We start from the raw sequence: 22,103 nt of genomic DNA on the forward strand, positions 1-22,103 counted from the left end.
TGCCCTCAGCGCGGTGTGCGCACGCCGCAGAGCTGACGCGACTGGGCGACGAGGTTGCCGGCGGAGTCCCAGATCATCGCGTCCTCCTCCATCATGCCGCCGCCGAGGGTGGCGCTGGACAGCACGACCTGCAGCCAGCCCGGCGCGGGCCGGCGGCGCACGTGGCCCGTGAACTCGAGCGTCGGCGTCCACCCGAAGAGGCCGAGGTCGAACGCGACGGGCGGCAGGGCGTCGAGCGCCAGCATGAGCAGGGTCGTGTCGGGCTCGCGCCCGTCGCGCAGCCGCACCCAGCCACGCATGACGCCGCGCATCGACGGCTTGCCGAGCGCCCAGCCGGCCGTGTCGGGGTCGAGGCGCAGGTCGATCCGGTCGAGGAACTTGGCGTTGGAGAGGAAGCCGGGAGGCGCCTGGTCGGCCGAGAGACACTGCTCCGGCGGCGGCATGTCGGGCGGGCTCGCCTGGCGCTGGACGTCGAGGTCGGTGAGGTTGCCGAAGGAGCCGATCGCCCGCATCCGCTCGACCGGGCGCCCGTCGTCGCCGGTCTGGTGGATCGTCATCTGCCCGGTCGAGAGTTTGCGCCCGCACCGCATGACCTCGGTCGTGACCGTGAAGGGGCCGGGCTGCGACGCGGTCATGAAGTACGCCGACAGCACCACCGGGTCGACGTGCTCGGTCGTCTCGGTCGGGTCGGACGCCAGGTGCTCACCGAGCGCCCGCAGCGCCGTGGCCATCACGAGCCCGCCGTTGACGGCGTTGCCGATCATCCACTCCTCGGAGAAGCTGCCATGCCGCTGCGTCGGGTCCTCGCCGGCCTCGAGCCGGGTCGCGTCGTCGTACTCGCTCACGGACAAGGTGTAACAGACCCCGTCAGCGACCGACCCGACCGACGCGTATGCCGTGTGCCACCTCCCCGGCTCAGCCGCACACCTTGGGGAGCTGGCTCCACGGCCTACGAGGTGCCCCCGGCCCCAACGGGTGTCGCCGGCCTCGGGGTGGGCAGGGTGTCGGTGCGAGGCGATGTCGGCGGTCTCTGGGACGGTGCTCGCATGGACCTCACCGCCCTGCTCGCCGGGCTCGTCATCGGGGCCGTGCTGGGCGCGCTCTTTGCCTGGCTCTCGGCCCGTTCCACGCTGCTGGCGCGCTCGGCGGGCGCGGAGGCCGAGCGCGACGTGCTGCGCGAGCGCGTCGCCGACCTGGAGGCGGCCCGCGAGGTCGACGACGCCACGGCCAGCCTGCTCGCTCCCCTGCGCGACACCATCGGCCGGGTGGAGCGTCAGGTCGGGGCGCTCGAGCGCGACCGCTCGCTGCAGTTCGGCCAGCTGGGTGAGCGCCTGACCGAGGTGAGCCGGTCCACCGAGTCGCTGCGGTCCGAGACCGCGACCCTCGCCAGCGCGCTCAACGCCTCGACGGTGCGCGGCGCCTGGGGCGAGGTCCAGCTCCGACGGGTGCTCGAGCTCTCCGGGCTGCTCGCCCGCTGCGACTTCGACGAGCAGGTGACCCGAGTCAGCGGCCACGGCGCGACGGTCCGCCCCGACGCCGTCGTCAACCTGCCCGGCGGGCGCCACGTCGTCGTGGACTCCAAGGCCCCGATGTCGCACTTCCTCCAGGCCCACGGCGACACCGTCTCCGAGGCCGAGCGGGCGGAGCTGCTGGCTGCGCACGCGACTGCGCTGCGACGTCACGTCGAGGGGCTGGCCGCCAAGGCGTACTGGACCGCGTTCACCCGCTCCCCCGAGGTCGTCATCTGCTTCGTGCCCGGCGAGGCGATCCTCGCCACGGCACTGTCCGACGACCCCGGCCTCTACGAGCACGCGCTGGGGCGCAAGGTCGTCCTCGCCTCGCCCGGCACTCTCTTCGCGGTGCTGCGCACCATCGGCGCCATCTGGCAGCAGGACGCCCTCGAGCAGAACGCCCGCGAGCTGCTCGCCATCGGCCAGGAGCTCTACGCCCGGCTGACCACCCTCGGTGGCCACGTCGCCACGATGGGCCAGTCCCTGTCGCGCTCGGTCGAGCAGTACAACAAGTTCGTCGGCACCCTCGAGTCGCGGGTGCTCGTCACCGCCCGCCGCATGCACGAGCTGCACCTGACGAGCGAGCAGCCGGCGGCGCTCGTGCCCCTCGAGGTGGCGCCGCGGTCGCTGAGCGCGGCCGAGCTCACCGACGACCTCGGCCGCGAGGCCCGCGACGACGCCTACCTCGAGCAGGAGTCGTCGCGCCTCGGCCGACAGGACGGTCAGGCCACGGCCTGACCCAGGCCCTGGCGCGCCAGCCCCTCGACGCGCACGCCAGCCCGCGACACCCCTGGCGCGGAAGTGCGGCACGGCACAATTCCAGCCGCGCTCAGCATCCACCCCGCCGCGAGAGGTGCGCCACGGCGCCGTTCGGCGGGTGAGATCAGTGCAGCGAGCCGGACTCCTCGAAGGCGGCGTCGTGCCGCACCGTGCCGACGTCAGCGCCGTCGTGCGCCTTGAGGTCGCGGCGCAGCTCGCGCGGCAGCGAGAAGAGCAGCGACTCCTCTGCGGCAACCACCGGCTCCACCTCGCCGTAGCCACGCTCGGCCAGCCACGACAGCACGTCGCGGACCAGCACCTCCGGCACGCTGGCGCCTGAGGTGACGCCGACCGTGGAGACGCCCTCGAGCCACTCGGGCTGGATCTCGTCGGCGAAGTCGACCAGGTGGCCGGCCCGGGCGCCGTGCTCCAGCGCCACCTCGACCAGGCGCACCGAGTTGGACGAGTTGCGCGAGCCGACGACGATCATCAGGTCGGTGTCCTTCGCCATCTGCTTGACGGCCAGCTGACGGTTCTGCGTGGCGTAGCAGATGTCGTCGGAGGGAGGGCTCTGCAGCGCCGGGAACTTCTCCTTCAGGCGCGCGACCGTCTCCATCGTCTCGTCGACCGAGAGCGTGGTCTGCGAGAGCCAGACGACCTTCTCAGGGTCACGCACCGTGACGTTCTCGACGTCGTCCGGCCCGTCGACGATGGTGATGTGCTCGGGCGCCTCACCGGAGGTGCCGACGACCTCCTCGTGCCCCTCGTGACCGATGAGCAGGATGTCGAAGTCGTCGTCGGCGAAGCGCACGGCCTCGCGGTGCACCTTGGTCACGAGCGGACACGTCGCGTCGATCGTCTTGAGGCTGCGGGCTCGCGCCTCGTCGTGCACGACCGGGGCCACGCCGTGGGCCGAGAAGATGACGGTGGCGCCCTCGGGGACCTCGTCGGTCTCGTCCACGAAGATCGCGCCGCGCTTCTCGAGCGTGCTCACGACGTGCTTGTTGTGGACGATCTGCTTGCGGACGTAGACGGGAGGGCCGTAGAGCTCCAGCGCCTTCTCTACGGTGACCACGGCCCGGTCGACGCCGGCGCAGTAGCCGCGTGGTGCCGCGAGGAGGACCTTCTTGGCGGACGTCTGCTCGGCGGGCTGGCTCATGCTGCCATCGTACGGGGACCCGCACCGTGTGCCCGATTCGCCGCCTGCCGCACGGCCGGCAGCGACCGTGGGACGACCTCCCGAGGACATGCCGTTCTGGGTGGTGCCGGCTTCGTCCGGCCGTGGGCACCGCCCCGTAGGGTGACGCGGGTGAGCATGACGAGCCCGCTGCCCGACAAGGCCGCCGACACCACGGCCGAGCAGCCGTGGCCGGTGCGAGTGCTCAGCCTCAAGATCTCCGACTACGTCGACCGCATGAGCCAGCTCTGGGTCGAGGGGCAGGTCGTGCAGTTCAACCCGCGCGGGGGCACCGCCTTCCTCACCCTGCGCGACCCCGATGTCGACATGTCGCTCTCGGTGTCGGTGCCGATGAACGCCGTCAACGCGATGCCGATCCCGCTCGCTCAGGGCGCCCGCGTGGTGCTGCAGGCCAAGCCGACCTTCTGGACCAAGCGCGGCACCCTGCAGCTCGAGGCGCGCCAGATCCGGCCCGTGGGCATCGGCGACCTGCTCGCCCGGGTCGAGATCCTCAAGCGGACCCTCGCGGCCGAGGGCGTCTTCGATGCCAAGCGCAAGCGGCCGATCCCCTTCCTGCCGCACCGCGTCGGCCTCATCACGGGCCGCAACTCCGCGGCCGAGAAGGACGTCGTCGAGAACGCGCGTCGTCGCTGGCCGGCGGTGGCCTTCGAGATCCGCGAGGTCGCGGTCCAGGGCACCTCGGCGGTCACCGAGGTCGTCGAGGCGCTGCGCGAGCTCGACGCGATCCCGGCCGTCGACGTCATCGTCATCGCGCGTGGCGGCGGGGCCCTCGAGGAGCTGCTGCCCTTCTCGAACGAGGCGATGATCCGCGCGGTCGCCCAGGCCCGCACGCCGGTCATCAGCGCGATCGGTCACGACGTCGACCAGCCGCTGCTCGACCTCGTCGCCGACTGGCGCGCCTCCACACCGACCGACGCGGGCAAGAAGGTGGTCCCCGACGCCGCGCACGAGCGTGCCCTGGTCGACACGGCCCGCGACCGCATCCGTCGTGCGCTGGTCCGCCGGGTCGAGTCCGAGCGCTCCGGCCTGCGGTCCCTCGTCTCCCGGCCGGTCATGGCAGATCCCGTTGCACTCGTGCGGGCGCGCCGGCAGGAGGTCGCGACGCTGCGGTCGCGCGCGACCACCCGGATGGAGGCGCGCCTGCACCGCGCCGGCGACCAGGTGGAGCACCTGCGGCGCCAGGTCGTGGCCCTCTCCCCGCAGTCGACGCTCGAGCGGGGGTATGCCGTCGTGCAGCACCGCGACGGGCGCATCGTCATGGACCAGGACGACGTCGGCGTCGGCGAGCTCCTCCGCGTCCGGGTCGCACGCGGCGACTTCGGGGTGCGGCCCGTCAGCGCCGGCACCGACGACGCGCCGGTCCCGTCGTCGGGTCGGTCGGGCCGGTCTCCGAAGACCTCGGCAGCCACGTCGTCCACGTCGAGCAAGGCATCGGGCACAACGGCGAGCAAGGCATCGGGCAAGGCGTCGGGCAAGGCCTCCCCACCCCGCAAGCCCCGCGCGGCCGGCGGATCCGCGGCAGCGGCCACTGACGGGTCGGGGTCATAGGGTGTCGCCCATGGCTGACGCGAGCACGACCGACAGCACGTTCCCCGACATCGCCGGGCTGCGCTACGAGGACGCCCGCGAGGAGCTCATCGCCATCGTGGCCAAGCTCGAGGCCGGCCAGGCGCCCCTCGAGGACTCCATGCAGCTGTGGCGTCGTGGCGAGGCCCTGGCCGCGCACTGCGCAACCTGGCTCGACGGCGCCCAGGCCGAGATCGAGCGCTCCACGCGCCCCGCTTCGGGCGCCGGTGAGATCCACGCCGACGACGAGATCTTCGACGAGGACGACTCCTGACGGGTCTCCGACTCAGCCCGTGGTCTTCGAGGGCACCGGCGTCACGCCGGCTGCCGGCTTCACCGGCGCGAGCGCGGCGACGAACGCCTTGAGCTCGTCCTCGGGGGCGGTGCCGCTCGCCACCACGGTGACGCCCTTGGGCCCGGAGCCCTTGGCCACGTAGGCGATCTGGTTGACGCTGCTCGCGACGAACTTCTCGAAGCTGCGGCCGGAGACCGTGACGGTGCCCGCGGCCACACCGTCGTTGACGGAGCGGTTCACCCATCCCGGGGTGGCGCCGGCCGCCTGCTTGAGGGCGATGTCGGCACCGCTCGGCGTCGTCCACACGGTGGTGAAGGTGGGCACCTGGTCGCTGCCCGGCATGTACGTCGCGACGGTGGGCACCCAGCCCTTGCCGAGCCCCTGCGGCACGAGCACCGTCAGGGACGTCTGGGCGGCGACCTGCGCCGCCTTGCCGGCAGCGTCGACCGCCGGCCGCTCCACCGAGGTGATGCGGGGGACGATCGCGACGAGGGCCAGCACGAAGAGCCCGATGACGACCATCGAGCGGATCATGTTCGGGAAGGTTCCCAGGGAGTAGCGGCTGGGCGGTGCCGCGGGGGCCGGCTGACCCACCGGCGCCGGCTGGCTCTCCGGGTCCTGCTGCCCCGCGGACGAATCCCCGCCGGACGACGGTGCGACGTTCTCGGGAGCGACACTCTCTGGGGCCGCGCTCTCGGACGAGGGTGTCGACGGCGTCGACGGGGTGCTCATGCCTCTCATCGTCCCCGACCGCCCGGCGCGGTCCAAACCGGGCCCCGGCCACCGATAGGCTGGCGCCGACTCGTTCTGCGCCGACGGAGGACCACCTGATGAAGCACAGCCAGCCGGATCGCAACCTCGCTCTCGAGCTGGTCAGGGTGACGGAGGCGGCAGCCATGGCCGGAGGCCGCTGGGTCGGTCGCGGCGAGAAGAACAAGGCCGACGGGGCTGCCGTCGAGGCGATGCGCGCGATGATCTCGACCGTCAGCATGCGCGGTGTCGTGGTCATCGGCGAGGGCGAGAAGGACAACGCGCCGATGCTCTTCAACGGCGAGCAGGTCGGTGACGGCACCGGTCCCGAGGTCGACGTCGCCGTCGACCCGATCGACGGCACCACGCTGACCGCCAAGGGGATGAACAACGCCGTGGCCGTCATGGCCGTCGCCAACCGCGGCGCGATGTACGACCCGTCCGCCGTCTTCTACATGGACAAGATCGCGACCGGCCCCGAGGCAGCGGACGTCGTCGACATCCGCCTCCCGGTCGCCGAGAACATCCGCCGCATCGCCAAGGCCAAGAAAGAGACGCCGGCCGACGTCACCGTCGTGATGCTCGACCGCCCCCGCCACGAGCCGCTCGCCGAGGAGATCCGCGCCACCGGCGCGCGCATCCGCTACATCCTCGACGGCGACGTGGCCGGCGCCGTCATGGCGGCCCGCCCGAACACCGGCGTCGACCTGCTCCTCGGCATCGGCGGCACCCCCGAGGGGATCATCGCGGCCTGCGCGATCAAGTGCACCGGTGGAGTCATCCAGGGCCGGCTCTGGCCCAAGGACGACGACGAGCGCCAGAAGGCCATCGACGCCGGCCACGACCTCGACCGCGTCCTGTCCACCGACGACCTCGTCACCGGTGAGTGCTTCTTCGTCGCCACTGGCATCACCGACGGTGAGCTGCTCCGGGGCGTGCGCTACGCCGCGAAGTCGGCCCGCACCAACTCGCTCGTCATGCGCTCGCGCAGCGGCACCATCCGAACCCTCGAGAGCGAGCACCGCTTCGACCGGCCGGGCTGGTTCGGCAGCGCCGAGCTGGTCGAGCCCTGAGGAGCCACCCGGTGACCGACTCCGCTGCCGCGGTCCGCACCCTCGTCGTGGGCGAGGCGCTCGTCGACGCCGTGACCACCCCGGGCGGCACCACGCTCGAGCACGTGGGCGGCAGCCCCGCCAACGTCGCCTTCGGCTTCGCCGCCCTGGACCACCCCGTCGACCTCGCCACGTGGATCGCCACCGACGAGCGTGGCCGACGCATCGAGGAGGTATGCCGTCAGCGCGGCGTCGCCCTGACGCCTGGGTCGCTGGGGGCGGCGTTCACGTCCGTCGCCCACGCGACGCTCGACGCCGGCGGGGCGGCGACGTACGTCTTCGACCTCGAGTGGCAGGTGGCGTCCGTCCCCGGCCTGACGGCATACGGCCACGTCCACACCGGCAGCATCGGCGCGGTGCTCGAGCCCGGGGCCGCCCAGGTGCGCGAGATCCTCGCCGAGGCGCACGCGGTCGGCGCGACCGTGTCGTACGACCCGAACGCGCGTCCCTCCCTGATGGGCCGGCCCGAGCGGGCGCGGCGCACGGTCGAGAGCAACATCGCGCTCTCCGACGTGGTCAAGGTGAGCGACGAGGACATCGCCTGGCTGTGCCCCGGCGAGTCGATCGACGACGTCGTGCGTGCGTGGGGCGGGCTCGGCCCGGCTCTCGTCGTGGTCACGCGTGGCGGCGACGGCGCCGTCGTCCATGTCACCCGCACTGGTGAGCAGCGGGCCCTGCCCGCGCCGGCAGTCGATGTCGTGGACACCGTCGGGGCCGGCGACTCGTTCATGTCGGGCCTGGTGTCCGGGCTCATCGACAGCGGGCTGCTCGGCGGCCCGCAAGCACGGGAGCGACTGCACGCGGCGGCCCTGGACGACGTCCTCCCAGCCGTCGAGCGCGCGCTGCGCACCGGCGCGCTCACCGTCGGGCGTGCCGGAGCCCACGCCCCCACGCGGGTCGACCTGCGCTGAGCCCGCTCCGGGCATTCGACAAGACGTCGCGGCCTGTTGCACCATGCTGGGCGACCTGCTGGTGAGAAACGGCCGCAGGTCCGGCTGACGCCCCGGCGCCGGGGCGTCCTCCTGTGAGGAACACCTCGTGCCCGACCCCACCCCTCCACCACCCCGTCCGGAACGTCGCATCGGCCCGTACGAGAAGAGCCTGATCGAGGACCGCGCCCGGCGCGAGGCCCGGGAGGCCGAGCAGGCCCGGCGCGCTGCGCGGCTGCGCAGCCGCATCATCCTGGGCGTCCTCGTCGTCCTGCTGCTGGCCGCCGGCGTCGTGGGTGGCCTGCTCTGGCGAAGCGCCCGGGAGGCCGCCCCGACCAACGGCCAGACGCAGCGGGCCCATGCGCTCGTGGCAGGCGACCACGGGCACGACCGCGCCACCGACGCCCGGCGCCACGACGAAGGACCGCGACCTCGCTAGGAGGCCACGGCCCTTCGTTGCACGCTGCTGCGTTCGGCTGCGTCAGCCCTTGACGGCGCCTGAGGTCATGCCGCGGATGAAGTACCGCTGCAGCGCCAGGAACACGATGATCGGGACGATGATCGTGATGTAGCCCGCGGCCGGGATCAGCTCCCGACCGGCGCCGGTCTGGCCCTGCAGGCCTTGCAGGGCCACCGTGGCGACGGTGTTGTCGCCACGGCCGAGGAAGATCAGCGCGACGAGCAGGTCGTTCCAGACCCAGAGGAACTGGAAGATGGCGAACGACGCCAGCGCCGGCATCGACATGGGCATGATGAGGCGCCAGAACGTCGTGAAGTGGCTGGCCCCGTCGATCTTCGCCGACTCGATGACGGCCGTGGGCAGCCCCGACATGTAGCTGCGCAGGATGTAGATGGCCAGCGGCATGCCGAAGCCGATGTGGGCCAGCCACACCGCGATGAAGGTGCCGTTGAGGCCGAGGCCCGAGTAGAGCTTGACCAGGGGCACGAAGGCGACCTGGTTGGGGACGACCAGCAGGCCGACGATGATGACGAAGACGACGTCGCGGCCCTTCCACTGCATGAAGGTGAAGGCGTAGGCCGCGAACGCCGCGATGAGGATCGGGATCACCGTCGCCGGCAGCGCCACGATCAGGCTGTTGAGGAACGCCTGGGCCATCGGGATGCCGGCGGCATCGGACGTCAGGACCGTCGTGTAGTTCGAGAGCGTCCACGACGAGCCGAAGGGGTTGAAGAAGGCCGTCCACCACCCGGAGGCGAACTGGTCGTCGCGCGGGCGGAAGGAGTTGACCAGCATGCCGAGCGCCGGGATCATCCACGCGATGCAGAGGACGATCAGCCCGATGCGGACCGGCCAGTTGGCGGACCCGCTGCCCGTGCCCTCCTTGCTCTGACGGATGATCTGCGGCTCGTCGGCGGGAGCGCCGGTGCCCGGCTGCAACGTGGTGGTCATCGTGCTGCCTCCTCGGCCCTGAAGTGGCGGACCTGGTAGATCAGGATCGGGATGACGGCGATGAGCAGGATCACCACGATCGCGGACGCGATGCCGTTGTTGCCCTGCGTGTAGAGCTCGTCGTAGAAGCGCCGCGCGATGACGTCGGTGTTGTAGGCGCCGTTGGTCGTGACGTAGACGACGTCGAAGACCTTCATGACGCCGATGAGCACGGTGATGAACACCGTGATCACGGTCGGCCAGATCTGCGGGACGATGATGCTGAAGAAGATCCTCCGCTCACCGGCGCCGTCGATGCGGCCCGCCTCGACCGTGTCCTCCGGAACGCCCTTGATCGCGGCCGACAGCAGCACCATCGAGTAGCCGACCTGCGTCCAGATCAGGATGATCATGAGCAGCAGGCTGTTCAGGTGCAGGGTGCTCGTGCCGTACCAGAAGACCGGCTCCTTGCCGAAGAAGCCCAGGATGGCGTTGAGGATGCCGGTCTGCGGCGCGCCGGCGGGCTGGTAGTCGTAGACCGTGCGCCAGATCGTCGCGGCGCCGACCATGCTGATGGCCATCGGCAGGAAGATGAACGTCTTGGTCGTCTTCTCACCGCGCGCCCGGAGCCGGTCCGCGAGCACGGCCACGCCCAGGCCGAGGACCACCGTCAGGGCCGGGACGATGATGATCCACAGCACGTTGTTGAAGATCACCTGCAGGAACGTGCTGTCGGTCAGGACGTCCTTGTAGTTCTGGAACCCGACGTACGCCGTCGAGTCCTCGTTGGCGAAGCTGTATTGGATCGTCACGATGGCCGGGTAGATGAGGTAGACGGCGATCGCGAGGATCGCCGGTCCCGCGAACATCCACGGCTTGACCCGGTCCTCCCACCGGCCCTTGAGGGACTCGGCGAGCTTGTTGAGGATCCAGAAGATGATGATGGCGCCGCCGATGCCCCCGATGATCGCGATCACCGCGTTGGCGATCTTGATGGCCATGGCACTTCCTCTCTCGCTTTAGAGAATGCGCTGTCGACTGCGAGGGCGACCACGTGGTCGCCCTCGCAGTCCGGGGGCGTCAGCTGCCGGACTTGGGGAAGCTGGCGTCGATGTTGTTGAGCGTCGTGTCGAGGTCCTGCTGGCCGGAGAGCCACTTGACCGGCTCGGTCCAGAAGGTGCCTGCACCGACCTTGGCGGGCATGGCGTCGGAACCGTCGAAGCGGGCTGCCGTCGCCTTGTAGAGCACGTCGGTCGCGATCTTCTGCAGCGTCTTGTTCGGCAGCAGCGACACGTCGGCCGTCTTGTGCGGCGAGAAGGCCCCGTTCTTGGCCTGCTCGGTGCCGTTCTCCTTGCTGGCGATGAAGTTGCGCAGCTTGAGCACGTTGGCGTCGTTGTTGAAGGCAGCCGCGATGTCACCGGCCACGAGGACCGAGTTGTTTCCCGCCGTCTTGGCCGGGAAGGGGATCGGGTTCGTCTCGGTGTCGAGCTTGGCGATCACCGAGTCGGGGAAGCCACCCTTGTTGGCCACGAACGTCGCCTGCTTGAACATGTAGCAGCCGGGGGGCTGGGTGAAGAGGGCGTTGCCACCGGTCTGGAAGTTGGTCGCCGGGATGGACTTGGTGCCGCCGCGGACGTAGCCGTCACCGAAGGCGATCTTCTGGAAGTACTCCCACGCGGGCTTGATCTCGGGGCTGTTGAACTTCAGCTCGCCCTTGACCCACTTGTCGTAGTTGTCAGGACCTGCGATGCGCAGGACGAGGTCCTCGATCCAGTCCGTGATGGGCCAGCCGGTCGCCTGGCCCGACTCCGCCGCGATGCACCACGGCGTCTTGCCCTCGGACTTGATCTTCTGCGTCAGCGTCAGCAGGTCGTCGAGCGTGGCGGGCGCCTGCACGCCGAGCGCCTTGAACGCCGGGGCGTCGGTCCAGATGATGCTCTTGACGCTCACCTCGTTGGGAAGGCCGTAGACCTTGCCGTCGGCGCACGTGCCCGCCTGGACGAAGCCGGGGACGAGCGTCTCCTTGTCGGTGGCCACGGTCGCGTCGTCGTACGGGACCAGCTTCTTCTGCCTGGCGAGGTCGCACATCAGGCCGGGCTGCGGGAAGAGCCCGACGTCGGGCGGGTTGCCGCCTTGGACGCGGGTGCGGATCTCGGTGTCCCACGAGGCGGACTTGGTGAACTTGACGGTGATGTTGTTGTCCTTGGCCCACTTCGAGACGTCGGCCTTGAAGCCGGGCTCGGTGTCGGGGCCGAGGCCGTACATCACCTCGATGGTGGTCTTGCCCGGACCGCTGGCCGTCGACCCGTTGGAGCCGCTGCCACCAGAGTTGGACGACAGACATCCCGCGGCCAGACCGGCGACACCGATCCCCACCAACGCTGTCACGGTTGACCTGCGATTGATCATGCCTGCTCCTCCTTGGAGGTTTGGGGGCTGCACTGGCCCCAAAGCTGACCGGTCACGGCTCGTGCCGGTTCCAAACAGGTGTGGGGGCGGTTCGGCGCCCACCTCTTCATCTGCAGTTCATGTAGTTGATGTAGATCACACTGAACACCACAACAGTGACGCCCGCCACACCTCTGCGGGGTTTTGCCAACTTGTTACTACCCGAATCGTGATCTGAGGCGTCGGCCGCGCTCTGCCAGAGACCGATTCGGGCAAAACCGGGCCGAGCTGCCCGAACCGAGCCACCTGTCGGCTCGCGGTGGCGACCGATTAGGCTCGCAGGCGGCGTCGTGCGACCGCGGCGCAGGGGCGGACACCGCGTGGCGCCCCGAGGAACGACACCGAGGACACCTGAGATGGCCGAGTTCGCCTACGAGGACCTGCTGCCCATCGGCGCCGACGAGACGCCCTACCGGCTGCTGACGACCGAGGGCGTACGCGCCGTCGACGGACCGGGGGGACGCACCTTCCTCGAGGTGGCTCCCGAGGCGCTGCGGCTGCTCACCGAGACCGCCATGCACGACATCGCGCACTACCTGCGGCCGGGCCACCTCCAGCAGCTGCGCAACATCCTCGAGGACCCCGAGGCGAGCAACAACGACAAGTTCGTGGCCCTCGACCTGCTCAAGAACGCCAACATCGCGGCCGGCGGCGTGCTGCCGATGTGCCAGGACACCGGCACCGCGATCGTCATGGGCAAGCGCGGCCAGCACGTCCTGACGGAGGGCACCGACGAGCGGGCGATCAGCCGGGGCGTCTACGACGCGTACACCCGCCTCAACCTGCGCTACTCGCAGATGGCACCCGTCACGACGTGGGAAGAGAAGAACACCGGCTCGAACCTCCCCGCGCAGGTCGAGGTCTACGCCGACACGGCGCCCGGCCACGAGACGGCATACAAGTTCCTCTTCATGGCCAAGGGGGGCGGCTCGGCCAACAAGAGCTACCTCTACCAGGAGACCAAGGCGATCCTCAACGAGGACGCGATGATGCGCTTCCTCGACGAGAAGCTGCGCTCCCTCGGCACCGCGGCCTGCCCGCCGTACCACCTCGCCATCGTCATCGGCGGCACGAGCGCCGAGTTCGCCCTGAAGACAGCCAAGTACGCGTCGGCGAAGTACCTCGACACCCTCCCGAAGCAGGGCGACCCCGTCACCGCCCACGGCTTCCGCGACACCGAGCTCGAGGAGCGCGTGCTCGAGCTGACCCGCCAGTTCGGCATCGGCGCCCAATTCGGCGGCAAGTACTTCTGCCACGACGTCCGGGTCGTGCGCCTCCCCCGCCACGGCGCGAGCCTCCCTGTCGCGATTGCCGTGTCGTGCTCCGCGGACCGCCAGGTGCTCGGCAAGATCACTCCCGAGGGTGTGTTCATCGAGCAGCTCGAGACCGACCCCGCGCGCTTCCTGCCCGACGCCGGCGCCGTCGACCTCGGCGAGCACGAGGACGACGCCGGCGCCGTCGACCTCGGCGAGCACGAGGACGACGCCGTCGGCGTGAGCTCGACGAGCCGCAACGTCGTCGTGAAGGTCGACCTGACCCAGCCGATGGACGACATCCTCGCCGAGCTCGCGAAGCACCCGGTCAAGACGCGATTGTCGCTCACCGGCCCGCTCGTCGTCGCCCGCGACATCGCCCACGCCAAGATCAAGGAGCGCCTCGACGCCGGCGAGCCGATGCCGCAGTACCTCAAGGACCATCCCGTCTACTACGCCGGCCCTGCCAAGACGCCGGAGGGCATGCCGTCCGGCTCGTTCGGGCCGACGACCGCGGGCCGCATGGACTCCTACGTCGACCAGTTCCAGGCCGCCGGCGGCTCGAAGGTCATGCTCGCCAAGGGCAACCGCAGCAAGCAGGTCACCGACGCGTGCCACACGCACGGCGGCTTCTACCTCGGCTCGATCGGTGGCCCGGCGGCCCGCCTCGCACAGGACTGCATCAAGCACGTCGAGGTGCTCGAGTACCCCGAGCTGGGCATGGAGGCGGTGTGGAAGATCGAGGTCGAGGACTTCCCCGCCTTCATCGTCGTCGACGACAAGGGCAACGACTTCTTCGCCGAGGTGAGCAAGCCGATGGCCTTCACGATCTCGAAGCGACCAGGTCTCCAGTAACCAACGAGAGGACACAGATGAGTGAGAACGCCTCCGCCGTCAACGGATTCGACGATCTGCTGGCAGCGAACCGCGCCTACGCCGACTCCTTCGGTATGGCCGGCTTCGACGGTATCGCCCGCGCGGGCGTCGCGATCGTCACGTGCATGGACTCCCGCATCGACCCGCTCGGGCTGCTGGGGCTCAAGCCCGGCGACGCCAAGATCTTCCGCAATCCCGGTGGCCGCGTGGGCTCCTCGGCGCTCGAGGCGCTGGTGCTGGCCACGCACCTGCTCGGCGTCGAGCGCATCCTCGTCGTCCCGCACACCCGTTGCGCTATGGCCTCCAACAGCGAGGTCGAGCTGCGTGAGCGCGTGGGCGCCAGCGCCGGCAAGGACGCGTCGTGGATGACGTTCCACGCCATCGAGGACCAGGAGCGCGCCCTGCGCGAGGACCTCGCCAAGGTGCGCACGCACCCGCTCATCGCCGAGGGCACGCTCGTCGGCGGCTTCATCTACGACGTCGACTCGGGACTGCTGCGCCCCGTCGACTGACCCCTCGCACAGTGCCCACTCGACGTCCCACGTCGAGTGGGCACTTTCCGACGTCGAATGGGCACTGTGCGACGCCCGGCGGCCACTCACCGCGGCCGTATGCCGCCGGACGGGCCGGGCGGCACATGGCTCAGAGCGAGAGTTCGGCCCTGACGACGCCGACGAGGCGGTCGGCGAGGCTGCGGGCCTGGTCGCCGTCGGAGGCCTCGACCATGACGCGCACCACGGGCTCGGTGCCGGACTTGCGCAGCAGGACGCGCCCGTTGTCGCCGAGCTCGCCCTCCACCTGGCGCACCGCGTCGGCTACGGCCGCGCTGGCCTCCAGCGCCGACTTGTCGACGTCCTTGACGTTGACGAGGACCTGCGGGAAGTGGGTCATGACGCCGGCGAGGTCGGCGAGGGTGCGGCCGGTCGCGGCGACGCGCGAGGCGAGCATGAGGCCCGTCAGGGTGCCGTCACCCGTGGTGCCGTGGTCGAGCATGACGACGTGTCCCGACTGCTCGCCGCCGAGGGAGTAGCCGCCCGACTTCATCTCCTCGAGGACGTAGCGGTCGCCCACGGCCGTGTGGACGACCTTGATGCCCGCGGCCGCGAGTGCTTGCGTCATGCCGAGGTTGGACATCACGGTGGCGACCAGGGTGTCGCCGCGCAGGACACCCTGCTCCTTCATCGCCAGGGCCAGGATCGCCATGATCTGGTCGCCGTCGACCTCGTGGCCGGCAGCGTCGACGGCCAGGCAGCGGTCGGCGTCGCCGTCGAGCGCGATGCCGAAGTCCGCGCCCTCGGCCACCACCGCCTCCTTGAGGTGCTCGACGTGGGTCGAGCCGTAGCCGTCGTTGATGTTGAGGCCGTCGGGCTCGCCGCCTATGACGGTCACCCGGGCGCCGGCCTCGCGGAAGGCCCGGGGGGCCACCTCGAACGCTGCTCCGTGGGCGGCGTCGATCACGACATGCAGCCCGTCGAGGCGGTGCGGCAGCACCGAGAGCAGGTGCGCGACGTAGCGGTCGGCGCCGTCGGCGAGGGGCACGATGCGACCCACGTCCCCGCCGGTTGGCCGGTCCCAGTCGCCACGCAGACGCGCCTCGATCCGGTCCTCGAGCTCGTCTGCGAGCTTGTGGCCACCACGGGCGAAGAACTTGATGCCGTTGTCGGGCATCGGGTTGTGCGACGCCGAGAGCATGGCGCCCAGGTCGGCGTCCTGCTCGGACACGAGGTAGGCGATGGCCGGGGTCGGCAGCACCCCCGCGTCGCGCACGTCGACCCCCGAGGAGGCCAGGCCCGCGACCGTGGCGGCGGACAGGAACTCACCGGACGCCCGCGGGTCCCGACCGACGACGGCGACGGGCCGGTGTCCCCGGAACGCGCCTACCTCCGCGAGCACGTGCGCCGCGGCGACGGAGAGGTCGAGCGCCAGCTCTGCGGTGATGTCCTGATTCGCCACACCACGGACGCCGTCCGTGCCGAAGAGTCGCCCCACTCGTTCTGCCTTCCCGAATCGGCCGACCGGTCGGCCGTCCTGTGCATGTCGTGTCGCTCGACGATACGGCACGGCGGTCCTGACGCCCATTCGACCCTTTGGACAGGTGGATCTGTCGTTCTTTTACCAGGTCCATAAGTTCAGGCGAATTGGCAGGTATCTCCCAGTCTTTCCGAAGGTTACAGCTCCCCCACAGCCCACACGATGGCCACACGCATCCGGCACCACCCCACCCCAGTGGTCGAGATCCGGGCCATCGCCCGGCGGCCCATCGAAAGGAATCTGGATGAAGACTCCGACCTCGCGTCGACTGCCCCTTGCTGTTGCAGCCGGGATCGCCGCCGCCGCTCTCGGTGCAGCAGGGACGGTCACAGCCGTCGCCGCCCCGGCGACCCCGGCCGCCGGCTCGTCGCCTGTCTCGAACCCGTACTCCCCCGCGTACGGCCACAGCTACCGCCACGGGGCCGTGCCGACTCGTGAGCTCAACACGCAGATGCACCGCTGGGCGGCCCAGCAGCGGTCGGGGTCGACCTCGGCGAAGACCCTCTCCTACGGCGGAGGCGTCGACGGCATCGGCGTGACGGACGGGGCACCCAAGGTCTACCTCGTCTTCTATGGCAGCCAGTGGGGCAGCCAGGGCACGGACGCGCAGGGCAACCTGACCTTCTCCGGCGACCCGAAGTCGGGAGCCCCCGTGGTGCAGAAGCTCATGAAGGGCCTCGGCACCGGCGGCGAGGCGTGGTCGGGCGTCATGACGCAGTACTGCGACGGGGCCGGCATGGCCCGGGGCGCGACGAAGTGCGCCACCGGCGCGACGCACGTCGGCTACCCGACGGGCGGCGCGTACGCCGGTGTCTGGTACGACAACTCGGTCGCCTCCCCGTCGAGCGCCACCCAGGCCCAGCTGGGGCAGGAGGCCGTCAAGGCTGCCTCCCACTTCGGCAACACGACGGCGTCGAGCAACCGCAGCGCGCAGTACGTCATCCTGTCGCCCACCGGTACGCACCCCGATGGCTTCAACACGGCGAGCGGCAACTTCTGCGCCTGGCACGACTGGAACGGTGACGTGGGGGTGGCTTCGAGCGTCGGTGACGTGGCCTTCACGAACATGCCCTACGTCATGGACATGGGCACCAGCTGCGGCCAGAACTTCGTCAACGCCGGGTCCGCGGGCACCGACGACGGCTACACGATCGTCGAGGGCCACGAGTACGCCGAGACGATCACCGACCAGAACCCGGCCGGCGGCTGGACCAACCTGACCTCGCGCACCAACTCCGGCCAGGAGAACGGTGACGAGTGCGCCTGGATCGCACCGGGGTCCGCCGGCGGCGCGGGCAACGTGGCCATGGGCAACGGCAGCTACCCGATGCAGGCCACCTGGTCCAACGACACGAACACGTGCGCCCTGTCGCACGCGACGGTGGGCTGAGCCCCCGACCCGGGCACACGGCATACGCCACCAGGGACGACGAAGGCCCCCGAGCGGGTGCTCGGGGGCCTTCGTGTGCCCGGCGGGCGGCATACGCAAGCCGTATGCCGCCGCGCGGGCGAAGCGCGGATCAGCGCGACTGGAGCCAAGCGGTGGTGCTCGGCGCCAGCCGAAGCATCAGCGCTTGGAGTACTGGGGGGCCTTGCGGGCCTTCTTGAGACCGGCCTTCTTGCGCTCGGGCACGCGCGGGTCGCGCGTGAGGAAGCCGGCCTTCTTGAGGGCGGGACGGTTCAGCTCCTCGTCGACGCCGTTGAGCGAGCGGGCCACGCCGAGGCGGACGGCACCGGCCTGGCCGGAGGGGCCACCGCCGTGCACGCGGACCAGCACGTCGTACGAGCCGTCGAGCTCGAGGAGCGTCAGCGGCTCCTTGACGATCTGCTGGTGCACCTTGTTGGGGAAGTACGCGTCGAGCGTGCGGCCGTTGATCTTCCACTCGCCGGTGCCGGGGACGATGCGCACGCGGGCGATGGCCTGCTTGCGACGGCCGGTGGCAGCGCCGGGGGTCGAGACCTGGCGGGCGCGGCGGGGCTCGCCGAGGGCGGAGTCGGACGAGGACTCGCTGGTGTACTCGGTCAGCTCGGGCTCGTCGGTGTCGAGGACGTCCTCGTTCACGATGTCAGTCACGTGTCTTGTCGCTTTCTACGCAGCAGCCGGGGGCTTACTGCGCAACCTGGGTGATCTCGAAGGGGACGGGCTGCTGGGCCGCGTGCGGGTGCTCGGCACCGCGGTAGACCTTGAGCTTGGAGAGCTGCTGGCGGGCCAGCGAGTTCTTCGGGAGCATGCCGCGGATGGCCTTCTCGACGGCCTTCTCGGGGCTCTTGGCGAGCAGCTCGGTGTAGGAGGTCGACCGCAGACCACCCGGAAAGCCGGAGTGGCGGTAGGCCTTCTTCTGCTCGAGCTTGGCGCCGGTGAGGGCGACCTTGTCGGCGTTGACGATGATGACGAAGTCACCGGTGTCGACGTGCGGCGCGAACTGCGGCTTGTGCTTGCCCCGGAGCAGGACAGCGGCCTGGCTCGCGAGACGGCCGAGCACGACGTCGGTCGCGTCGATGACGTGCCACGTGCGAGTGACCTCGCCGGGCTTCGGGGTGTACGTGCGCAATGGAGTCTGCCTTCGCTTGAAATGGTGGAGCAGTGTGAATGCCGCTGGGCTCGGTCCGCGTCGCCCGCTCGGCCGGTTGAAGGGTGAGCTGGGTTCGCCTGACGGCCCGGTGCACAACTTCATCCATGTTACGGGGTCGTCGCCGAGCGCCCAAATCGCTGCACCCCTCCCCCAAAACGGCTTCTGACCTGCGCAAACAGTGTTCGTCGCCAATCGTGCAGAACTCTTGTGCAAACAAACTGTGCACAGGTATTGTGCACACTATGCCTGCACCCGACCCCCTGAGCCCGCCCTCCGACGACGGCGTCTGGCTGACTCCGCAGAGCCTGCGCGTGCTCGCCCACCCGCTGCGCTCCCGCCTGCTCGGCGCCCTGCGCCGGCACGGCCCGTCGACCGCCACCGACCTGGCGACCCTGCTCGGCACCAACTCCGGCGCGACGAGCTACCACCTGCGCAAGCTCGAGTCCGTCGGGCTCGTGCAGGACACCGAGGAGGGTGAGGGCAAGCGGCGCCTGTGGCGTGCGAGCTCGGAGTACCACTCCTGGCACCCCAGCGACTTCGAGGGCGACGAGGACTCCGAGACCGCCCTCAACTGGCTCACGCGTGACTACGCCCGCCACTTCAGCGAGCAGTACGACAAGTGGCTCGACGTCTCCACCACGTGGCCGACCGCCTGGCAGGACGCATGCGGCTCGAGCGACGCCTCGGTGCTGGTGACCCCCGAGGCCCTCGAGGCGATGCGCGAGGAGATGTGGGACCTCATTGAGCGCTATCGCCGTGTGGGACAGGGAAACCCGCGCGCGCGTCGGGTCGCCGTCTACACCTTCGCCTACCCCCTCGACCTCGACCGTCCACCGGCCGACGGCACGAGCGGAGGTGCGCGATGACCCCGCAGACCACGTATGCCGTCCTGTCCCCCACCGCTGCCCGCCGCGTCTTCCTCACGCTGACGCTGACCCGCTGGTTCCCGGTCGGTCTCGTCGTCGGGCTGCTCACCCTCTGGCAGCTCGAGCACGGCCTCACCGTGGCGCAGGCGATGACCGTGTCGTCGGCCGCCGGCCTGACGATCTTCGTGCTCGAGCTGCCGACGAGCGGGTTCGCCGACGCCTTCGGCCGCCGCCCGGTCTTCGTCGTCTCCGCCGTGGTCAACGTCGTGGCGAGCGGGATCCTGCTCGTGGCGCACTCGTTCTGGGCATTCCTCGTTGCCTCGGTGCTCACCGGCGTCTTCCGGGCGCTCGACTCAGGGCCGCTCGAGGCCTGGTTCGTCGACACGGTGCACGCCACGACCCCGGGAGCCGACGTCGACGGCGCGCTCGCCGCCCAGGGCACGGCCGTCGGTGGCGGCATCGCCGTCGGCGCCCTGCTCTCCGGTGGCCTCGTGTGGTGGCACCCGTTCACCGGCGCCTCCGCGCTGGTGCTGCCGGTCGCCTGCTTCGTCGCGCTCAACGTCGTGCACCTCGTCGCGGTGCTGGCACTGCTGCGCGAGCCCCGGTCCGCGGAGCACCTCGACGGCTCCGGCGCACGGCGCGCGATGGCCTCGGCCAAGGAGTCGCCCGCCGTGGTGCGCGAGGGCCTCGGGATGCTCCGCGACAACGTCGTGCTGCGCGGCATCATCACGGTCGAGCTCTTCTGGTCGGTCGCCATGATCGTCTTCGAGACCTTCCAGCCGATCCGCCTCGCCGAGCTCGTCGGTGGCGAGGAGCGCGCCGGCGCCCTCATGGGTCCGGTGGCGGCCGGCGGCTGGGCGGTCTTCGCCCTCGGGGCCGCCCTCTCGGGGTGGACGAGCCGGCGCATCGGCGTCGCGCGCACCGCGATCGTGGCTCGCATCCTCAACGGGCTGGGCGCCGTCGCCATGGGGCTGGTCGCCGGACCGGCCGCGCTCATCGCGGCCTACGGCGTCACCTACCTGCTGCACGGCTCCGCGGGTCCGATGCACTCCGCCCTGCTGCACCGGGAGGCGCAGGCCCGCAACCGCGCGACCGTGCTGTCGATGAACTCGATGATCGCCTCGATGGCCTTCGGGGTCGCCGCTCCCCTGCTCGGCCTGCTGGCCGACCACACGTCGACGCAGCTGGCGATGGTCTCCGCCGGCGCGTTCAGCATCCTCGGCGCGTGGTTCTACCGTCACAGCCGGCGTGCCGAGAAGCAGGGCGCCCCCGCGGCGGCAGACGTCTCGACGGCATCCCCCGTCGTCGTCGACTGAGCGCCCGACCCCACCCGCCGTGGGGCCGACTGCGCACTCGAGTGGTGCTGACTGCGCTCTCGAGGGGAGGGTACGTCCGCCCTCCTACTCGAGAGCGCGCTTCGTCACAGTCGAGAGCGCGGCCCGTCACAGTCGAGAGCGCGGTTCGTCACAGTCGAGAGCGCGGCCCGTCACACTCGAGAGCGCGGCCCGTCACAGTCGAGAGCGCGCCCCGTCACATCGACTGGCCTCAGGCGGCAGGCGTGGTGACCTCGTCGAGCTCAGCCAGGTCCTCGGCACTCGGCTCCCACAGGCCGGCCTGCACGTTGTCGATGATCTGCTCGGGACGGGTCGCCCCGGCGATGACGGAGGCCACGGCCGGCTGGGCCGCGAGCCCACCGATCGCGACGTCGATGGGACGCAGGCCGCGCTGGGCGGCATACGCCTCGAGGCGCTCGATGGTGTCCCAGTCGGCGGAGTCGAGCCGCTCGGCCATCCCGGCGAGGCGGGTGCCTTCGGGCGCCGACTCGCCGCGTCGGTACTTTCCCGTGAGCAGCCCGGACGCGAGCGGGAAGAAGGGCAGCAGCCCGACCCCGACGTGCTCGCAGGCCGGCACGAGCTCGTCCTCGACGTCCCGCTCGAGCAGGGAGTACTCGTTCTGGGCGGAGATGAACCTTGCGGTCCCCGCAGCACGCGCGGTCCAGTCGGCGTCGACGACCTGCCAGCCGGTGAAGTTGCTGCTGCCGAGGTAGCGCACCTTGCCCTCGCGGACGAGCTCGTCGAGCGCGGCCAGCGTCTCCTCGATGGGGGTCTGCGGGTCGGGGCGGTGCAGCTGGTAGAGGTCGATCCAGTCGGTGCCGAGGCGGCGCAGGCTCGCCTCGACGGCCTTGCGGATGTAGCGGCGCGAGCCCCGCACTCCCCAGTCGGGGCCGTTGGCGCCCTGCATGTCCATGCCGAACTTCGTTGCCACGACGACGTTCTCGCGCTCCGAGCCCAGGGCGAGGCCGAGCATCTCCTCGCTCGCGCCGTGCCCGTAGATGTCGGCGGTGTCGAAGAGCGTGATGCCGCTGTCCAGCGCCTGGCGCACCACGGCGTTCGTGCCCTGCTGGTCGAGGCGCCGGCCGAAGTTGTTGCAGCCGAGCCCGACGGTGGAGACGGTCAGGCCGCTGTCGCCGAGCTGCCGGTAGGTCATGTCTGGAGTCGTCGTCACCCGCCCAACGTATGTCGCCGCCCTGGCGTGCGACAGGCCGG

General features: G+C 70.6%; 21 protein-coding genes. 11 read left to right on the forward strand and 10 right to left on the reverse strand.

The window, feature by feature from the left end; genetic code table 11:
* Positions 1–5: 5 nt before the first annotated feature.
* Positions 6–845 (reverse strand): thioesterase family protein, encoded by an 840-nt coding sequence (locus AB0316_RS19660; RefSeq protein WP_366274858.1) that lies wholly within the window; start codon positions 843–845, stop codon positions 6–8.
* Between the two features lie 201 nt (positions 846–1,046).
* Between AB0316_RS19660 and AB0316_RS19665 the strand changes: the two genes are divergently transcribed.
* On the forward strand, positions 1,047–2,249 hold the full coding sequence (locus AB0316_RS19665) for a DNA recombination protein RmuC (protein ID WP_366274859.1): 1,203 nt from the start codon (positions 1,047–1,049) through the stop codon (positions 2,247–2,249).
* A gap of 145 nt (positions 2,250–2,394) precedes the next feature.
* On the opposite strand, the gene AB0316_RS19670 is transcribed toward AB0316_RS19665, so the two are convergent.
* Entirely contained in the window at positions 2,395–3,429 is a 1,035-nt protein-coding gene (locus tag AB0316_RS19670) for a 4-hydroxy-3-methylbut-2-enyl diphosphate reductase (RefSeq protein WP_366274860.1), read from the reverse strand.
* A gap of 156 nt (positions 3,430–3,585) precedes the next feature.
* Between AB0316_RS19670 and xseA the strand changes: the two genes are divergently transcribed.
* Together xseA and AB0316_RS19680 are read left to right on the forward strand one after the other, a co-directional pair.
* Positions 3,586–5,016 carry an exodeoxyribonuclease VII large subunit gene (gene xseA / locus AB0316_RS19675; protein WP_366274933.1) on the forward strand — a complete coding sequence of 477 codons (1,431 nt, stop codon included), beginning with the start codon at positions 3,586–3,588 and terminating at the stop codon, positions 5,014–5,016.
* A gap of 10 nt (positions 5,017–5,026) precedes the next feature.
* Positions 5,027–5,308, forward strand: coding sequence for an exodeoxyribonuclease VII small subunit (locus AB0316_RS19680; protein ID WP_366274862.1), 282 nt, complete (start codon positions 5,027–5,029; stop codon positions 5,306–5,308).
* A gap of 12 nt (positions 5,309–5,320) precedes the next feature.
* On the opposite strand, the gene AB0316_RS19685 is transcribed toward AB0316_RS19680, so the two are convergent.
* Positions 5,321–6,061: a DUF4245 domain-containing protein gene (locus AB0316_RS19685; RefSeq protein WP_366274864.1), complete on the reverse strand. Its 741-nt coding sequence runs from the start codon at positions 6,059–6,061 to the stop codon at positions 5,321–5,323.
* 98 nt (positions 6,062–6,159) lie between these two features.
* On the opposite strand from AB0316_RS19685, the gene glpX reads away from it, so the two are divergent.
* The 3 genes from glpX to AB0316_RS19700 all read left to right on the forward strand — a co-directional run bounded on the left by glpX (position 6,160) and on the right by AB0316_RS19700 (position 8,559).
* On the forward strand, positions 6,160–7,152 hold the full coding sequence (glpX, locus tag AB0316_RS19690) for a class II fructose-bisphosphatase (RefSeq protein ID WP_366274865.1): 993 nt from the start codon (positions 6,160–6,162) through the stop codon (positions 7,150–7,152).
* Positions 7,153–7,163: 11 nt separating this feature from the next.
* Positions 7,164–8,102 (forward strand): carbohydrate kinase, encoded by a 939-nt coding sequence (locus AB0316_RS19695; RefSeq protein WP_366274866.1) that lies wholly within the window; start codon positions 7,164–7,166, stop codon positions 8,100–8,102.
* 127 nt (positions 8,103–8,229) lie between these two features.
* On the forward strand, positions 8,230–8,559 hold the full coding sequence (locus tag AB0316_RS19700) for a hypothetical protein (RefSeq protein WP_366274867.1): 330 nt from the start codon (positions 8,230–8,232) through the stop codon (positions 8,557–8,559).
* Positions 8,560–8,601: 42 nt separating this feature from the next.
* Here AB0316_RS19700 and AB0316_RS19705 read toward each other — a convergent pair whose 3' ends face one another.
* From AB0316_RS19705 to AB0316_RS19715, 3 genes are all read right to left on the reverse strand, one after another.
* On the reverse strand, positions 8,602–9,531 hold the full coding sequence (locus tag AB0316_RS19705; protein ID WP_366274869.1) for a carbohydrate ABC transporter permease: 930 nt from the start codon (positions 9,529–9,531) through the stop codon (positions 8,602–8,604).
* Positions 9,528–10,511 (reverse strand): sugar ABC transporter permease, encoded by a 984-nt coding sequence (locus tag AB0316_RS19710; protein ID WP_366274871.1) that lies wholly within the window; start codon positions 10,509–10,511, stop codon positions 9,528–9,530. Before AB0316_RS19710 ends, AB0316_RS19705 begins: the two co-directional genes overlap by 4 nt.
* 79 nt (positions 10,512–10,590) lie before the next feature.
* On the reverse strand, positions 10,591–11,919 hold the full coding sequence (locus tag AB0316_RS19715; protein ID WP_366274872.1) for an extracellular solute-binding protein: 1,329 nt from the start codon (positions 11,917–11,919) through the stop codon (positions 10,591–10,593).
* Positions 11,920–12,314: 395 nt separating this feature from the next.
* On the opposite strand from AB0316_RS19715, the gene AB0316_RS19720 reads away from it, so the two are divergent.
* Together AB0316_RS19720 and AB0316_RS19725 are read left to right on the forward strand one after the other, a co-directional pair.
* On the forward strand, positions 12,315–14,066 hold the full coding sequence (locus AB0316_RS19720) for a fumarate hydratase (RefSeq protein ID WP_366274874.1): 1,752 nt from the start codon (positions 12,315–12,317) through the stop codon (positions 14,064–14,066).
* 17 nt (positions 14,067–14,083) lie between these two features.
* Entirely contained in the window at positions 14,084–14,599 is a 516-nt protein-coding gene (locus AB0316_RS19725; protein WP_366274875.1) for a carbonic anhydrase, read from the forward strand.
* Positions 14,600–14,729: 130 nt separating this feature from the next.
* Here the strand turns inward: AB0316_RS19725 and glmM are convergent, their stop codons facing one another.
* Positions 14,730–16,076: a phosphoglucosamine mutase gene (glmM, locus tag AB0316_RS19730; protein WP_366274876.1), complete on the reverse strand. Its 1,347-nt coding sequence runs from the start codon at positions 16,074–16,076 to the stop codon at positions 14,730–14,732.
* A gap of 286 nt (positions 16,077–16,362) precedes the next feature.
* Between glmM and AB0316_RS19735 the strand changes: the two genes are divergently transcribed.
* Positions 16,363–17,508 (forward strand): hypothetical protein, encoded by a 1,146-nt coding sequence (locus AB0316_RS19735; protein WP_366274877.1) that lies wholly within the window; start codon positions 16,363–16,365, stop codon positions 17,506–17,508.
* Positions 17,509–17,685: 177 nt separating this feature from the next.
* Here the strand turns inward: AB0316_RS19735 and rpsI are convergent, their stop codons facing one another.
* A complete protein-coding gene (gene rpsI / locus AB0316_RS19740; RefSeq protein ID WP_142204330.1) occupies positions 17,686–18,192 on the reverse strand; it encodes a 30S ribosomal protein S9 in 507 nt (168 codons plus the stop codon).
* 34 nt (positions 18,193–18,226) lie between these two features.
* Positions 18,227–18,670: a 50S ribosomal protein L13 gene (rplM, locus tag AB0316_RS19745; protein ID WP_142181460.1), complete on the reverse strand. Its 444-nt coding sequence runs from the start codon at positions 18,668–18,670 to the stop codon at positions 18,227–18,229.
* 263 nt (positions 18,671–18,933) lie between these two features.
* On the opposite strand from rplM, the gene AB0316_RS19750 reads away from it, so the two are divergent.
* Together AB0316_RS19750 and AB0316_RS19755 are read left to right on the forward strand one after the other, a co-directional pair.
* Positions 18,934–19,557: a helix-turn-helix domain-containing protein gene (locus tag AB0316_RS19750; protein ID WP_366274879.1), complete on the forward strand. Its 624-nt coding sequence runs from the start codon at positions 18,934–18,936 to the stop codon at positions 19,555–19,557.
* Complete coding sequence (locus AB0316_RS19755) at positions 19,554–20,873, forward strand: MFS transporter (RefSeq protein ID WP_366274880.1); 1,320 nt, start codon at positions 19,554–19,556, stop codon at positions 20,871–20,873. The genes AB0316_RS19750 and AB0316_RS19755 overlap by 4 nt, the downstream gene beginning before the upstream one ends.
* A 229-nt stretch (positions 20,874–21,102) precedes the next feature.
* On the opposite strand, the gene AB0316_RS19760 is transcribed toward AB0316_RS19755, so the two are convergent.
* On the reverse strand, positions 21,103–22,044 hold the full coding sequence (locus AB0316_RS19760; RefSeq protein WP_366274935.1) for an aldo/keto reductase: 942 nt from the start codon (positions 22,042–22,044) through the stop codon (positions 21,103–21,105).
* Positions 22,045–22,103 lie beyond the last annotated feature (59 nt).

Origin of the sequence: Terrabacter sp. NPDC080008 (assembly GCF_040702505.1) — a bacterium.
Classification (GTDB): domain Bacteria; phylum Actinomycetota; class Actinomycetes; order Actinomycetales; family Dermatophilaceae; genus Terrabacter.

Coding starts and splice junctions, on each gene's coding strand:
- AB0316_RS19665 (WP_366274859.1), top strand. CDS start 1,047: ATGGACCTCACCGCCCTGCTCGCCGGGCTCGTCATCGGGGCCGTGCTG.
- AB0316_RS19670 (WP_366274860.1), bottom strand. CDS start 3,429: ATGAGCCAGCCCGCCGAGCAGACGTCCGCCAAGAAGGTCCTCCTCGCG.
- xseA (WP_366274933.1), top strand. CDS start 3,586: ATGACGAGCCCGCTGCCCGACAAGGCCGCCGACACCACGGCCGAGCAG.
- AB0316_RS19680 (WP_366274862.1), top strand. CDS start 5,027: ATGGCTGACGCGAGCACGACCGACAGCACGTTCCCCGACATCGCCGGG.
- AB0316_RS19685 (WP_366274864.1), bottom strand. CDS start 6,061: ATGAGCACCCCGTCGACGCCGTCGACACCCTCGTCCGAGAGCGCGGCC.
- glpX (WP_366274865.1), top strand. CDS start 6,160: ATGAAGCACAGCCAGCCGGATCGCAACCTCGCTCTCGAGCTGGTCAGG.
- AB0316_RS19705 (WP_366274869.1), bottom strand. CDS start 9,531: ATGACCACCACGTTGCAGCCGGGCACCGGCGCTCCCGCCGACGAGCCG.
- AB0316_RS19710 (WP_366274871.1), bottom strand. CDS start 10,511: ATGGCCATCAAGATCGCCAACGCGGTGATCGCGATCATCGGGGGCATC.
- AB0316_RS19715 (WP_366274872.1), bottom strand. CDS start 11,919: ATGATCAATCGCAGGTCAACCGTGACAGCGTTGGTGGGGATCGGTGTC.
- AB0316_RS19720 (WP_366274874.1), top strand. CDS start 12,315: ATGGCCGAGTTCGCCTACGAGGACCTGCTGCCCATCGGCGCCGACGAG.
- AB0316_RS19725 (WP_366274875.1), top strand. CDS start 14,084: ATGAGTGAGAACGCCTCCGCCGTCAACGGATTCGACGATCTGCTGGCA.
- AB0316_RS19735 (WP_366274877.1), top strand. CDS start 16,363: ATGAAGACTCCGACCTCGCGTCGACTGCCCCTTGCTGTTGCAGCCGGG.
- AB0316_RS19750 (WP_366274879.1), top strand. CDS start 18,934: ATGCCTGCACCCGACCCCCTGAGCCCGCCCTCCGACGACGGCGTCTGG.
- AB0316_RS19755 (WP_366274880.1), top strand. CDS start 19,554: ATGACCCCGCAGACCACGTATGCCGTCCTGTCCCCCACCGCTGCCCGC.
- AB0316_RS19760 (WP_366274935.1), bottom strand. CDS start 22,044: ATGACCTACCGGCAGCTCGGCGACAGCGGCCTGACCGTCTCCACCGTC.